This window comes from Thiobacillus sp. (assembly GCF_018780105.1).
In the GTDB taxonomy this organism is placed as follows: domain Bacteria; phylum Pseudomonadota; class Gammaproteobacteria; order Burkholderiales; family Thiobacillaceae; genus Thiobacillus.
On record NZ_JADMKC010000002.1, the window covers coordinates 55273 to 67954 of the forward strand.

11 protein-coding genes are annotated in these 12682 nt (G+C 65.0%); 5 read left to right on the forward strand and 6 right to left on the reverse strand.

Annotated features, from left to right (window positions below):
- The first annotated feature begins 14 nt into the window (after positions 1-14).
- Together IV098_RS00755 and IV098_RS00760 are read left to right on the forward strand one after the other, a co-directional pair.
- Positions 15-1469 (forward strand): NAD-dependent succinate-semialdehyde dehydrogenase, encoded by a 1455-nt coding sequence (locus IV098_RS00755; protein ID WP_367114166.1) that lies wholly within the window; start codon positions 15-17, stop codon positions 1467-1469.
- 26 nt (positions 1470-1495) lie between these two features.
- Positions 1496-2395 (forward strand): arginase, encoded by a 900-nt coding sequence (locus IV098_RS00760; protein WP_296885462.1) that lies wholly within the window; start codon positions 1496-1498, stop codon positions 2393-2395.
- Between the two features lie 33 nt (positions 2396-2428).
- Here IV098_RS00760 and rho read toward each other — a convergent pair whose 3' ends face one another.
- Positions 2429-3688, reverse strand: coding sequence for a transcription termination factor Rho (gene rho / locus IV098_RS00765; RefSeq protein WP_296885464.1), 1260 nt, complete (start codon positions 3686-3688; stop codon positions 2429-2431).
- Between the two features lie 196 nt (positions 3689-3884).
- Positions 3885-4211: a thioredoxin TrxA gene (trxA, locus tag IV098_RS00770; RefSeq protein ID WP_296885467.1), complete on the reverse strand. Its 327-nt coding sequence runs from the start codon at positions 4209-4211 to the stop codon at positions 3885-3887.
- 182 nt (positions 4212-4393) lie between these two features.
- Here trxA and fdxA point away from each other — a divergent pair, with 182 nt between their 5' ends.
- Positions 4394-4717, forward strand: a complete 324-nt coding sequence (gene fdxA / locus IV098_RS00775) for a ferredoxin FdxA (RefSeq protein WP_296885469.1) — start codon at positions 4394-4396, stop codon at positions 4715-4717.
- Between the two features lie 6 nt (positions 4718-4723).
- Positions 4724-7405, forward strand: a complete 2682-nt coding sequence (locus tag IV098_RS00780; protein ID WP_296885471.1) for a PD-(D/E)XK nuclease family protein — start codon at positions 4724-4726, stop codon at positions 7403-7405.
- Here IV098_RS00780 and IV098_RS00785 read toward each other — a convergent pair.
- The 4 genes from IV098_RS00785 to IV098_RS00800 all read right to left on the reverse strand — a co-directional run bounded on the left by IV098_RS00785 (position 7399) and on the right by IV098_RS00800 (position 12014).
- A complete protein-coding gene (locus IV098_RS00785) occupies positions 7399-8550 on the reverse strand; it encodes a branched-chain amino acid ABC transporter substrate-binding protein (RefSeq protein WP_296885473.1) in 1152 nt (383 codons plus the stop codon). The two genes, IV098_RS00780 and IV098_RS00785, sit on opposite strands and share 7 nt — an antisense overlap.
- Positions 8551-8685: 135 nt before the next feature.
- A complete protein-coding gene (locus tag IV098_RS00790; protein ID WP_296886314.1) occupies positions 8686-9000 on the reverse strand; it encodes a c-type cytochrome in 315 nt (104 codons plus the stop codon).
- A gap of 124 nt (positions 9001-9124) precedes the next feature.
- Positions 9125-9913 carry a DUF2189 domain-containing protein gene (locus tag IV098_RS00795; RefSeq protein WP_296885475.1) on the reverse strand — a complete coding sequence of 263 codons (789 nt, stop codon included), beginning with the start codon at positions 9911-9913 and terminating at the stop codon, positions 9125-9127.
- Positions 9914-9995: 82 nt separating this feature from the next.
- Positions 9996-12014 (reverse strand): thioredoxin domain-containing protein, encoded by a 2019-nt coding sequence (locus IV098_RS00800; protein ID WP_296885477.1) that lies wholly within the window; start codon positions 12012-12014, stop codon positions 9996-9998.
- Positions 12015-12101: 87 nt separating this feature from the next.
- Between IV098_RS00800 and IV098_RS00805 the strand changes: the two genes are divergently transcribed.
- Complete coding sequence (locus IV098_RS00805; RefSeq protein ID WP_296885479.1) at positions 12102-12680, forward strand: ankyrin repeat domain-containing protein; 579 nt, start codon at positions 12102-12104, stop codon at positions 12678-12680.
- The last annotated feature ends 2 nt before the right edge of the window (positions 12681-12682 follow it).

The window sequence follows — 12682 nt, forward strand, 5'->3', positions numbered from 1 at the left end:
AGGGGGGCACCATGCTGAAACTCACCGACCCGTCATTGCTCAGGCAACAGGCGCTGATTGGCGGCGAATGGTGCGATGCCAGCGACGGCGCACACTTCGCCATACACAACCCGGCCAACGCCGAAATTGTCGGCCATGCGCCACGCTGCACGTCCAGAGACGTCGAACGTGCAATCGAGGCTGCGCACGCGGCATTTGCCGGCTGGCGCGGCCAGACCGCCAAGGCCCGCGCGCAGCTGCTGCGCCGCTGGTTCGAGCTGATGCTCGTTCACCGCGACGATCTCGCCGCGATCATGGTGAGCGAGCAAGGCAAGCCGCTCGCCGAGGCGCGCGGCGAGATCGACTACGCGGCGAGCTTCATCGAGTGGTTCGCCGAGGAAGCGCGGCGGGTGTACGGTGACGTGGTGCCGTCGCCGTGGGCGGACCGCCGCATGTTCACCCTGAAGCAGCCGCTCGGTGTGGCGGCCTTGATCACGCCATGGAATTTCCCCGCCGCGATGCTGACGCGCAAGGCTGGCGCAGCGCTCGCCGCCGGCTGCACGGTGGTGGCCAAGCCCGCTTCACAGACGCCGTTCACTGCACTGGCGCTGGCCGAACTGGCACAGCGCGCGGGCCTGCCGCCGGGCGTGCTGAACGTCGTCAGCGGCGACGCGAAAGCCATCGGCCGTGTGCTGACTTTGCACTCTCTGGTGCGTAAGGTTTCGTTCACCGGCTCGACCGCGGTGGGCAAGCAGCTGCTGGCGCAGAGCGCTGGCACCCTCAAGCACGTGTCGCTCGAGCTCGGCGGCAACGCGCCCTTCATCGTGTTCGACGATGCCGACCTCGACGCCGCGGTGGCCGGCGCGCTTGCCAGCAAGTACCGCAACAGCGGGCAGACGTGCGTGTGCGCCAATCGCGTGTTCGTGCAGGACGCGATTTACGCGGCCTTCGCCGAAAAATTCGCCGCCGCGGTGGCGCAACTGAAGGTGGGCGACGGCTTCACGTCCGGCGTGGAAACCGGCCCGCTGATCAATTCCGCTGCGCTGGAGAAAGTCGAGAGGCACATCGCCGACGCCTTGGCGCACGGCGCGACGCTACTCACTGGCGGCCACCGTCATGCGCTCGGCGGGCAGTTTTTTCAGCCGACCGTGTTGAGTCATTGCACGCCGGCCATGCAGATCTGCCGTGACGAAACCTTCGGCCCGGTGGCGCCGCTGATCCGCTTCGGCGACGAGGCCGAAGTCGTCCGCATGGCCAACGACACCGCGTTTGGGCTGGCTGCCTATGCCTACACGCGGGACCTTGGGCGTGCCTGGCGTCTGACGGAGCAGCTCGACTACGGCATGGTCGGCATCAACGCCGGGCTGATTTCCACCGCTGAGGCGGCGTTCGGCGGCGTCAAGCAATCGGGTCTGGGGCGCGAGGGTGGGCGCAGCGGCATCGACGCATACCTGGAAAGCAAATACGTGAACCTCGGCGGGCTGGGATAAGCCGCCGCGCCTGCTAGGCTGACAGCATGAAGCCGGCCCCTGATTCCTCCCCACGCAGCATCATCGTCATCGGCGCCGCCAGTGGCGCCGGCGCGCCCGATCCGGCTACCGCCGAGGGTCCGGACGCGCTGCGTCATTACCGGGTATTTCACGACACGCCGCTGCAGCACGTGGAATGGGATGCGATCCTGCGCGTGCCGCGTGCAGCGCGCGATACCCCGCTGCACGCGGTGGCGGCGTTGAGCGCCCGGCTGGCTGCCGAAGTGGCGACGGTGCTCGCGGCGGGGCATTTTCCGCTGGTGGTGGGCGGCGATCATTCCTGCGCCATCGGCACCTGGAGTGGTGTGCATCGCGCGCTCGCCGGGCGGGGGCCGATCGGCCTGATCTGGATCGACGCCCACATGGACAGCCACACCTTCGACACCACGCCGAGCGGACAGATCCACGGCATGCCACTGGCCTGTCTGCTCGGTCATGGCGAAACAGCACTCACCGCGATCGAGGGGACGGAAGCCAAGTTGCGCCCCGAGCACGTGTGCCTGATCGGTGTGCGCAGTTACGAGGCGGGCGAAGCGGCGCTATTGCAGCGGCTGGGGGTGCGGGTGTTCGCGATGGACGAAATCCGTCGGCGCGGGCTGCTGGCGGTGTTCGATGAGGCGCTCGCCATCGTGCGGCACGGCACGGCCGGTTTCGGCGTGAGCGTGGATCTGGATGCGCTCGATCCCGACGAGGAGCCGGGCGTGGGTACGCCCGCACCCGGCGGTCTGCGCCGCGCCGAACTGGCCGGCGCGCTGTCCCGCCTGCGTGGCGATCCGGCTTTCGTGGCGATGGAAATCGTCGAGTACAACCCGCGCCGCGATCGCGGGCACGTCACCGCCGATGCGGCGGGGGCGTTGGTCGATGCGGTGACGCCGCTGCCGCGCTAGCGGGGCAATGGGGTTGGGGTTTCCAGCGGTCGCTCAACCGCGCCGCATCGAGTCGAAGAAGTCGGCGTTGTTTTTGGCGGCGCGGATCTTGTCGATGAGAAACTCCATCGCTTCCATGTCGTCCATCGGATAGAGCAGCTTGCGCAGCACCCAGATCTTTTGCAGCAGTTCCTGCGGGATCAGCAGCTCTTCGCGGCGGGTGCCGGAACGGTTGACGTTGATCGCCGGATAGAGGCGGCGCTCGGCCATCTTGCGGTCGAGGTGGATTTCCAGGTTGCCGGTGCCCTTGAATTCTTCGTAGATCACGTCGTCCATGCGGCTGCCGGTTTCGATCAGCGCGGTGGCGATGATGGTGAGGCTGCCGCCTTCTTCGATGTTGCGCGCCGCGCCGAAAAAGCGTTTGGGCTTTTGCAGCGCGTTGGCGTCGACGCCGCCGGTGAGCACCTTGCCGGAGGCCGGCTGTACGGTGTTGTAGGCGCGCGCCAGGCGGGTGATCGAGTCGAGCAGGATCACCACGTCCTTCTTGTGCTCGACCAGACGCTTGGCGCGCTCGATCACCATTTCGGCGACCTGCACGTGGCGGCTGGCGGGTTCGTCGAAGGTGGAGGCGATCACTTCGCCGCGCACGGTACGGCTCATTTCGGTGACTTCTTCCGGGCGCTCGTCGATCAGCAGGACGAACAGCACGACGTCGGGATGGTTGGAGCTGATCGCGTGGGCGATCTGCTGCAGCATCACGGTTTTGCCCGACTTCGGCGGCGCGACCAGCAGGCCGCGCTGGCCCTTGCCGATCGGCGCGACGATGTCGATGACGCGGCTGGTGAGGTTTTCCTCGGCCTTGATGTCGCGCTCCAGCTTGAGCGGTTCGTCCGGGTGCAGCGGGGTCAGGTTCTCGAACAGGATCTTGTTCTTGCTCGCCTCGGGCGGCTCGCCGTTGATCTTGTCGAGCTTGGTCATCGCCGAGTAGCGCTCGCCGTCCTTCGGCGTGCGAATTTCGCCTTCGATCTTGTCGCCGGTGTGCAGGTTGAAGCGGCGGATCTGCGACGGCGACACGTAGATGTCGTCGGTGTTGGCCAGGTAAGAGGTTTCCGGCGACCTTAAAAATCCGAACCCGTCCGGCAGCACTTCCAGCACGCCATCGCCAAAAATCGTATCGCCGCGTTTGGCCACCGCTTTCAGGATGGCGAAAATCAATTCCTGTTTACGAAACCGGTTGGCGTTATCGATATTGAAAGTGGCGGCAAGCTCGAGGAGCTCGGTGATCGGTTTTAGCTTGAGTTCGGAAAGATACATGGACGGGGCCTGGAGGGGCTCGCTTGAAAGAGCCGGATGGGGGAGTGGGGAACCGGATGGGATTGTGTCGGGGTCGCCTTCAGGGCGGGCGACCGGAAGGGCATCGATGACGGGTTGCGTGACCTTGGCTTTGGACTTAGCCGGGGTGGCCGGCACGGATGGCGCTCTGGGCTCGCCGCCCAGTAAAAGCGCCTTCTTAGATGTTGCTGTCAACGAAAGCGGTGAGCTGTGATTTGGACAGCGCGCCGACCTTGGTGGCTTCGACGTTGCCGTTCTTGAACAGCATCAGGGTGGGGATGCCGCGAATGCCGAATTTCGGCGGGGTGGCCTGGTTTTCGTCGATGTTGAGTTTGCACACCTTGAGCTTGCCGGCGTATTCCTTGGCGACTTCGTCGAGGATGGGGGAGATCATCTTGCAGGGGCCGCACCAGTCGGCCCAGTAGTCCACCAGCACGGGCACGCCGGCTTGCAGGACTTCCTGCTCGAAGGAATCGTCGGATATGTAATGAACATGTTCGCTCATTGGTGAAGCTCCTAAATTGAAGAGTGGGGATGGCCGGGCTCGGCCTGATGATGTGGAAGGTAATGCTGGAAAAATCGGATTTGTGCCGATATGCTACATCAAAATGAGCGCCTGCAAGTAACCGCGCGTTTCTCCCGGCAGGGTATCAGATCCCTAGCCTTAACCCTATCCGGTAAATACGAATGACCTATGTTGTAGCCGAAGCCTGTGTGAAGTGCAAATACACCGATTGCGTCGATGTTTGTCCGGTCGACTGCTTCCACGAAGGCCCTAATTTCCTTGTCATCGACCCCGAGGAATGCATCGACTGTACTTTGTGCGTGGCCGAATGTCCGGTCGAGGCGATCTATGCCGAGGACGACGTGCCGGATGACCAGCGTGCCTTCATTGCGCTCAATGCCGAACTCGCCAAGCAGTGGAAAGTCATCATTGAACGCAAGGATCCGCTACCCGACGCCGACGAGTGGGCTGGCGTGAAGGACAAGCTGCAATACCTGGAACGCTGAAATCCTGTGGCGATCGCCACAATTTCATTGAAGCCCGACCGGCAGGGCGCGTCACTGCCCGCCGCCGTTGCCCGCCACCTGCTCGACCACCACGCTGACCGCCTGCCCGATTTATCCGGGTTGACGGTACTTGTCCCCAACCAGCGCGCCGGGCAGGATTTTGCCCGGCTGCTGGCGCAGGCGGCCGGGTTGCCTGTACTGATTCCACCGCACATCGTGCCGCTCAAGAGTTGGGCGGCGGACATGGCGGACGCCCGCCCTGGCGAACCGCAGGCGCGGCGGCTGGCGCGTCTGCATGGCGTGCTGCGGCGTGAGGCATGGCTGGGAAATGTCGACAAGTGGGCGCTCGCCAACGAATTGCTGGGTTTGGCCGATGAACTGTCCGCCGCGCGGCTGGGCGGCGATGTCGGTTCGCAGATCCGCGCCCTGCAGACGGCTGCGCTCGACCGCGAAACGGCGCTGATCGAGGCAGTGTGGCAGGCGCTCAACACCGGCGGCAACGACCCGCAGGCGCGTTATGCGGCAGCGCTCGAGCGCGTGCTGGCGCAACTCGCGGGCGCGCCGCGCCCGCTGTACGGCTATGCGCTGGGCACGCTGACAGCAGTTGAGCAGCAGTTTCTCGAGCGCTGCGCCGGCCACACGGCGGTCACGCTGTTTGAGCTTGCCACCGATTCAAGCGCGCTGACGCATAGCCTGCAGCAGGCCTGGCAGTGCGTCGAGCCTCCCATCGTGGTGCGTGCCGCCGGGTTGGCGAGCGCTTACACAAATACGCCGGTGGCGGCGCGCATCTGCCTGAATCCTGCGCCGCATCTCGAAGCCGAGGCGCGCGCGATTGCCACCTGGGTGGCGCTGCAGCTGCAGGATGGCAAACGCGACCTCGCGCTGATTGCGCTGGACCGCGAGACGGCGCGCCGCGTGCGCGCGCTGCTCGAACGCATGGCAGTGCGGGTGGCCGACGAGACCGGCTGGACGCTGTCGACCACGGCCGCCGCCGCGGTAATCGACCGCTGGCTCGAATGCGTGGCGAGCGACTTTCCGCATACCGAATTGCTCGACTTGTTGAAGTCGCCCTTCCTGCTGGGTGAACTGGCGCTGCGGCAGGATGCGGTGCTGCAGCTCGAACTCGCACTGCGACGGCAGGGGGTGGCGCAGGGCATGGCCGACATCCAGCGGCTGGCGCAGGGCCAGTTTGGCGCGCTGCCGCCGTGGCTGGCCGCGCTGTTTGGCGCACGCCAGAAATTTACCCAGACACGCGCGCCGCTGGCTGTCTGGGTGGCCCGCCTGCTGGATAGTCTCGTTCAGCTCGACGCCAGCTTGCAGGCTGACGCCGCGGGCGCCCAGGTGCTGGAGACGCTGGAAAGCCTGCGTCAGGATCTCGGCGACGACAGCGAAAAATACAGCTTCGGCGAATGGCGGCGCTGGCTCAATCTGGCGCTGGAGTCGGCGAACTTCAGCGACGCCAGCGTGGCCAGCAGCATCGTGCTGACGTCGCTGCCTGCCGCGCGCGGGCGCGTGTTCGAAGCGATCGCCGTCATCGGCGCCGACGCGCGTCACCTGCCGGCGGCGCCGGCGCCCGGCTTGTTCAGCCAGGCCACCCGCGCGCAGCTGGGCCTGAGCACGGCGGCTGCCGAAGCCGCGGCGGCCACCGCCGATCTGATCCAATTGCTTGGTCAGGGCAATGCCTTGCTAAGCTGGCAAGCCTGGCACGACGACGAACCCAATCCCGCGTCGCCGCTGGTACTGCGTCTGCAGGCGCTGCATCTGGCCGCGTGGGGCAGCGACCTGCCGCAGCAGGGCGGCGCCGAGCCGCCGGCCTGTTCCAGTTCCTTGCCCAGCACCTGCACGCAGGCGGCACCCGCGGTGCAGGCCGCGCAACTGCCGCAGCGCTATGCGCCCACGGCCTACCAGACCCTGCTCGATTGCCCGTACCGGTTCTTTGTCAAAAGCGTGCTGGGCATCCGCGAGCTCGACGAAGCCGACGATGCGCTCGACAAGAGCGATTACGGCAACGCCCTGCATCGCATTCTCAAAAACTTTCATGACCGCCAGCCGCCGGTCGAGCGTGCCGCCGCCCTGGCGTACCTGGGCGAAGTGTCCGCTGCCGAATTTGCGGGCTTGCCGGCGTATACCGCGACGGTCTGGGCCCGGCGCTGGGCTGCCATTCAGCCCGCCTATGTGGACGCCTGGCTGGCGAGCGAGGCCGCGGGCTGGCGCTATCAGTCGGGCGAAACGGCATTCGAGATGCCGTACGCGGTCGCCGGGCTGGGCGAAATCACCCTGCATGGCCGCATCGACCGTGTCGACCGGCGCACCGATGCCGGCGGCGGCGAGGCGCTGGCCGTCATCGACTATAAAACCGGTGCGTCACAAGGCCTGAAAGCCCGCCTCAAAAATCCTGCCGAGGCGGTTCAGCTGCCGTTTTACGCCTGGCTGGCCGAGGCCGCTGCGGCCTATCTGCCGATCAACGAAACGCCGGTCGTGTCGCTGGCACTCGATGGGGAAACCGATATCGACGCGATCTGCCGCCGCCTGCCGGCGTTGCTGGCCGCGATGGCCGCGGGCGCGGCGTTGCCCGCTGGCGGCGTCGATGGCATGTGCCAGCATTGCGAGGCGCGCGGACTGTGCCGCAAGGGAATGTGGGAGGAAGCTGCAGCGGCGCCCGCTGCAGCCGGGAAAGCCGCTTATTGAGGGCTGGACACGGTTTCCAGCGTCACCCACTTGCCGTCCTTCACCTGATACAGCGTCACGGCGCCGCCGGTGATGTCGCCCTTGGCATCGAAGCGCACCCGCCCGGTCACGCCCTGATGGTCGGTCTTGGGCAGCTCGGCCAGATACTTGGCGGGATCGCTGGAGCCGGCGCGTTTCATCGCTTCCGTCAGCACATACATGGCGTCGTAGGCGTAGGGCGCGTAGTTCTGGATCTTGCCGTACTTGGCTTCGAACTTGGTCTTGAACGCCGCGCCGCCCGGCATGACGTCGAGCGGCAGACCGGGGTTGGAGGCGATGACGCCTTCGGCATCGGCGCCGGCCAGCTCGATGAACTTGGGCGTCTGCGTGCCGTCGCCGCTGAGGAATTGCGCGCCCATGCCGAGCTGTTTCATCTGCTTGGCCATCGGTGCAGCCTGCGGGTCCATGCCGCCGAAGAAAACCAGGTCGGGCGCTTTGCCCTTGATGGAGGTCAGGATGGCCATGAAGTCGGTGGCACGGTCGGAGGTATATTCGCGCGCCACCACTTCGGCGCCGGCAGCCTTGGCGGCTTTTTCGACTTCGTCGGCCAGGCCCTGGCCGTAGGCGGTGCGGTCGTCGATGATGGCGACTTTCTTCGCGCCGAGTTGGGTCGCTGCAAAATTGCCGAGCACGCTGCCTTGCTGCGCGTCATTGGTCATCACGCGGAAGGCGGTCTTGTAGCCGGAGGCGGTGTAGGCGACGGCGGTGGCCGAAGGCGAAATCTGCGGAATGCCGCCCTCGGAATAAATCCTTGAAGCGGGGATGGTGGAGCCGGAATTGAGATGGCCGATCACCCCGGCCACGCCTTCGTCCACCAGCTTTTGCGCCACCGTGGTGGCAGTTTTGGGGTCGGCGGCATCGTCCTCGCTTTTCATTTCGAGCACGACTTTCTTGCCGCCGAGGGTGAATCCGGCGGCGTTGATTTCATCCAGCGCCAGGCGGGCGCCGTTTTCATTGTCCTTGCCGAGGTGCGCCTGCGGGCCGGTGAGTGGCGACACCTGGCCGATGAAGACCACCTGATCGCCATTTTGCTGGGGCTTGTCGCCGCATCCGGCGATCAGGGCGGCAACGGCCAGAGCCGCAAAACTGAGTGTGAAGCGTGTCATGTCTGGCTTTCCGCAATCGAAATTGAACGCAGGATTTATACCATAAGCCCGTCGTGCGCCGGCTACCCGCAAATGGCCGCGCCAGAAACGACAAGGCCGACGCGAGGTCGGCCTTGTGCGGCGGTGCCGGATGAATTACTTCAGCGTCAGAATCCAGGCCACGATCGTGTTCAGATCGGCCGGGCTGACCTGCGGGTTCGGCGGCATCGGCACTTCGCCCCACACGCCTTTGCCACCGGCTTTCACCTTGGCGACCAGCTTGGCTTGCGCGCCCTTGTCGCCGGCGTATTTCTTGGCGACATCCTTGTATGCCGGGCCGACGATTTTCTTGTCGATGCCGTGGCAGGACATGCAGGCATTCTTCTGCGCCAGCGCCATGCCGTCGGCCGAGGCCATGCCGGACAGCATCAACAGGGCAGCCGATGCTGCGGTCGTCACGAGTGTTTTCATCATTTACAGTCTCCGTGGAAATCAGGTTGGTGCGGATACAACGTCGCCCCGCAACTATTCAGGAAAACCCCACCCGGTGCAAGCCGGGGAGGGGGTATTTATGGCCTACCCGCATAAAACCTCGTTATGTCGCTTCGACCAGATCGCGGTAGGCGTGCCAACTGGCGTGCCCCAGCCAGGGAAAGATCACGGCCATGGCGATGAAATTGGTCGCCATGCCAATCGCGATCAAGCCGGCGATCAGCACGCCCCACAGCAGCATCGGCGGGAAATTGAGCCGGGTTGCCATGAAACTGGTGACCAGTGCGGTCGCAAAGTCGACCTTGCGGTGCAGCAGCATCGGCAGCGACACCACCGACAGGCTGAACATCAGCAGCGCCAGAACGCCGCCGAATGCCAGATAGGCCAGCACGAAATCGATGTGCTGCTGCAGGGTCTGCAGACTCAGCAGATCGGCCAGATTGCCGATGCCCGAACTGTTGAGAAACAGTCCGACCAGAATTGCCGAGAGGCGTTCCCATACCGACAGCGCGAACACCAGCATCAAGGCAAACAGGCCGAGCGAAGCGGGGTTGGCGCGCCACGACAGCAGCGGCACCCACAGCGCAGGCAGCTTGTGGTGATGTTCCAGGCGGTGACTCAGGCTATAAAACACGGTCGCCAGCAGAGGCGCGACAAACAGAAAACCGGACGTGAGCGCCAGCGCCAGATGTGGCCGGTCCCACGCTCCGTGCACCAGGGCATAGCCCAGCAGTGCAAACACGGCGCCATAAAACAGGCTCAGCGGCCAAGCTTTGAGCAGGTCCTGCATGCCGGCGCGCAGCCATTGCAGGGTGTCTTGAACGCTCACCTGGCGAATGCCCGGCAGCGCCATTTTTGCGGCCTGCGGGTGGTAAATGACATGGCTATTCATGATCGGCTCCTCGGGTGAACGGACTGCCTGTTAGATAGCAGGCGCGGAGCCGAGTTCCAAATAGCGAATGCTGATAGAGGTTTCAGGCCAGCACGGCGGATAGCTCGCTGACTGGCGGCAGGCAGGCCGTGCCGCTGCACACCCAGGCGGCGGGCTGCGCGGATTCGGGTTTGGCCAGCGCAGTGGGCAGCTTCAAGCCATGGGGCAGCGTCAGCATCAGGTCGCGCGGGCCGAGTTGGGGCGTCAGCGTGGCGGTCCATTCGCCCAGTGCCGCCGTCGGGCCGCGCAGCAGGATGATGCGCGGCGGCGCCAGGGCTTCGTCGAGCACCGCAAGCAGGGTGGGAAATGCGATCGGCTGCTGACTGAGTTGCGCCTGGAACAACCGCAGGCAACGCGCGCTGGCGTCGAGATAGCGCGCTTCGCCCAGCAGGTGTCCCAGCCGTTGCAGGGCAAACGCGGCGACGCCGTTGCCCGATGGGGTGGCGTTGTCGTAGCCCGGTTTGGGGCGGGTGATCAGGGTCTCGTGGTCATGACTGGTGAAAAAGAATCCGCCGGACTCGGTATCTTCGAAATGCGCCAGCAGGGCGTCGGCCAGCGCGCATGCCCAGGCCATGTCGGTCTCGCGGTAGCGGGCCTGCAGGCTTTCCAGCAGGGCGTCGAGCAGGAAAGCATAGTCGTCGAGATAGGCGTTGAGCCGCGCTTCGCCGTGCTGGTAGCTGGCGAGCAGGCGGCCGTCACGCCACAGGTTTTGATGCAGAAAATCGAGGGCGACCTGCGCGGCGTCGACCCAGTCGGCACGCGCCATCACGCGTCCGGCGTGGGCGAGGCCGCCGATCATCAGTGCGTTCCAGCTGGTGAGCTGTTTGTCGTCGCGTCCCGGGCGCACCCGGGTTTCGCGCGCGGCGAACAGTTTGGCGCGTGCGCTGTGGAGGCGCGCCATGGCCACGTCCGGGTTGAGCCACAGTTGGGTGGCGATGCTGTCCAGGGCTTGGGCGAGAATGGGATTCCAGCTCGCATTCTCGAAATTCGGTGGCTGGTCAAACCCATACAGCGGCGCGGCCACGGCGTATTCCTCGTCGCTCAGCACGGCGCGTACTTCATCGGGCGTCCAGACGTAGAACTTGCCTTCATGCCCCTCGCTGTCGGCATCAAGCGCGGAATAGAAACCGCCTTCCGGTGCGCGCATTTCGCGCAGCAGCCAGGCGACGAGATCCTCTGCGGTTTCCCTGAACAGCGGGTCACCGGTCAGCGCCCAGGCGTCGGCATACAGGTGCAGCAGCGGGCCGTTGTCGTAGAGCATTTTTTCGAAATGCGGAATCGCCCATTGCTCATCGACCGAGTAGCGGCAGAAGCCGCCGCCGATCTGGTCGCGCACGCCGCCCGAGGCCATCTTGTCGAGGCTGAACAGTGCCATGTCGCGCACCACCTCCTGGCCGTTGCGCGCGTATTCGCGTAGCAGAAAGTGCAGCTCACCGGGGCGCGGAAATTTGGGTGCCTTAGAAAATCCGCCCCATTTTGGATCGAAGTTGGCGGACAGGTCGCGTACCGCATCGGCGAACGGCGCCGCGTTCAAATCCTGCGGCGCGCCGGATGCAGGGTGCTGCTGCGTCAGCGCGTTGCGCACGGCTTCGGTTTGCGTCAGCACGTCGCCGCGTCGCTCGTGCCAGGCGCGGGCGATGTTCTGCATCAGGTCGATGAAACCCGGCAACTGGTAGCGCGCGGTCTTGGGGAAATAGGTGCCGGCATAAAACGGCGTCTGGTCGGGAGTGAGGAACATCGTCAGCGGCCAGCCGCCGCCGCGCTGCGTGAGCAGTTGATGCGCCGACTGGTAGATCTGGTCGAGGTCGGGGCGTTCCTCGCGGTCGACTTTTACATTGACGAACAACCGGTTCATCACCGCCGCCACCTCGGCATCCTCGAAGCAGTCGTGCGCCATGACGTGGCACCAGTGGCAGGCCGAATAGCCGATCGACAGCAGGATCGGCTTGTTCTCGCGGCGGGCCTTTTCCAGCGCTTCGGGGCCCCATGGATACCAGTCGACCGGGTTGTCGGCGTGTTGCAGCAGATAGGGGCTGGGCTCGGTGGCAAGGCGGTTTTTCATGACGGATTCGACGCAGCGCGCAATAGTTGATTGATTTAGTCAACTATTGTACGCTTCGATCCATTCGTCAATGCGCAGGAGCCTCTCATGTCCCAGGAATTATTTGCCGCCGCTCAATCAGGCGATACCGCCCAACTCAAAAGCCTGCTCGATGCCGGCGCGGATCATGCCGCCGTGAATGAGGCGGGCGAAACGGCGCTGATGCAGGCCGCGCACGCAGGCCATGTGGCCGCGGTGCAGGTGCTGATTGCAGCGGGTGCAGATGTCCACGCCACATCGCCGCAGGGCTGGACCGCGCTGGCGAAAGCCGCCTACAACGGCGACACCGAGCGCGGCTATGTCGAGGTGATCGAGGTGCTGCACGAAGCCGGCGCATCGCTCGACGCGCGCATTTTCTTCGGCATCACGCCCTTGATGCTGGCCGCCGGCGGCGGCGACGCGGCGGTGGTGGAATGGCTGATCAACAACGGCGCCGACGCGCTGGCGGCCAACGAAGGCGGCCGCACCGCGCGCATGATGGCGGACGACAAGTTCTATGTGGACGTGATCAACCTGCTGCACGAAGCCGAGCAGCAGCTCGGTGTGTCGGTCGATGGTTCATGTTCGTCGACCAAGAGCGTGGCCAAGCCGCAGGTGGTCAACCTGATGAAGCAGACCTCGCACTGAAG

What these genes read in the sequence shown, in the direction of transcription:
- IV098_RS00760 (WP_296885462.1), top strand. Translation starts at nt 1,496, where the DNA reads ATGAAGCCGGCCCCTGATTCCTCCCCACGCAGCATCATCGTCATCGGC.
- rho (WP_296885464.1), bottom strand. Translation starts at nt 3,688, where the DNA reads ATGTATCTTTCCGAACTCAAGCTAAAACCGATCACCGAGCTCCTCGAG.
- trxA (WP_296885467.1), bottom strand. Translation starts at nt 4,211, where the DNA reads ATGAGCGAACATGTTCATTACATATCCGACGATTCCTTCGAGCAGGAA.
- fdxA (WP_296885469.1), top strand. Translation starts at nt 4,394, where the DNA reads ATGACCTATGTTGTAGCCGAAGCCTGTGTGAAGTGCAAATACACCGAT.
- IV098_RS00785 (WP_296885473.1), bottom strand. Translation starts at nt 8,550, where the DNA reads ATGACACGCTTCACACTCAGTTTTGCGGCTCTGGCCGTTGCCGCCCTG.
- IV098_RS00790 (WP_296886314.1), bottom strand. Translation starts at nt 9,000, where the DNA reads ATGAAAACACTCGTGACGACCGCAGCATCGGCTGCCCTGTTGATGCTG.
- IV098_RS00795 (WP_296885475.1), bottom strand. Translation starts at nt 9,913, where the DNA reads ATGAATAGCCATGTCATTTACCACCCGCAGGCCGCAAAAATGGCGCTG.
- IV098_RS00800 (WP_296885477.1), bottom strand. Translation starts at nt 12,014, where the DNA reads ATGAAAAACCGCCTTGCCACCGAGCCCAGCCCCTATCTGCTGCAACAC.
- IV098_RS00805 (WP_296885479.1), top strand. Translation starts at nt 12,102, where the DNA reads ATGTCCCAGGAATTATTTGCCGCCGCTCAATCAGGCGATACCGCCCAA.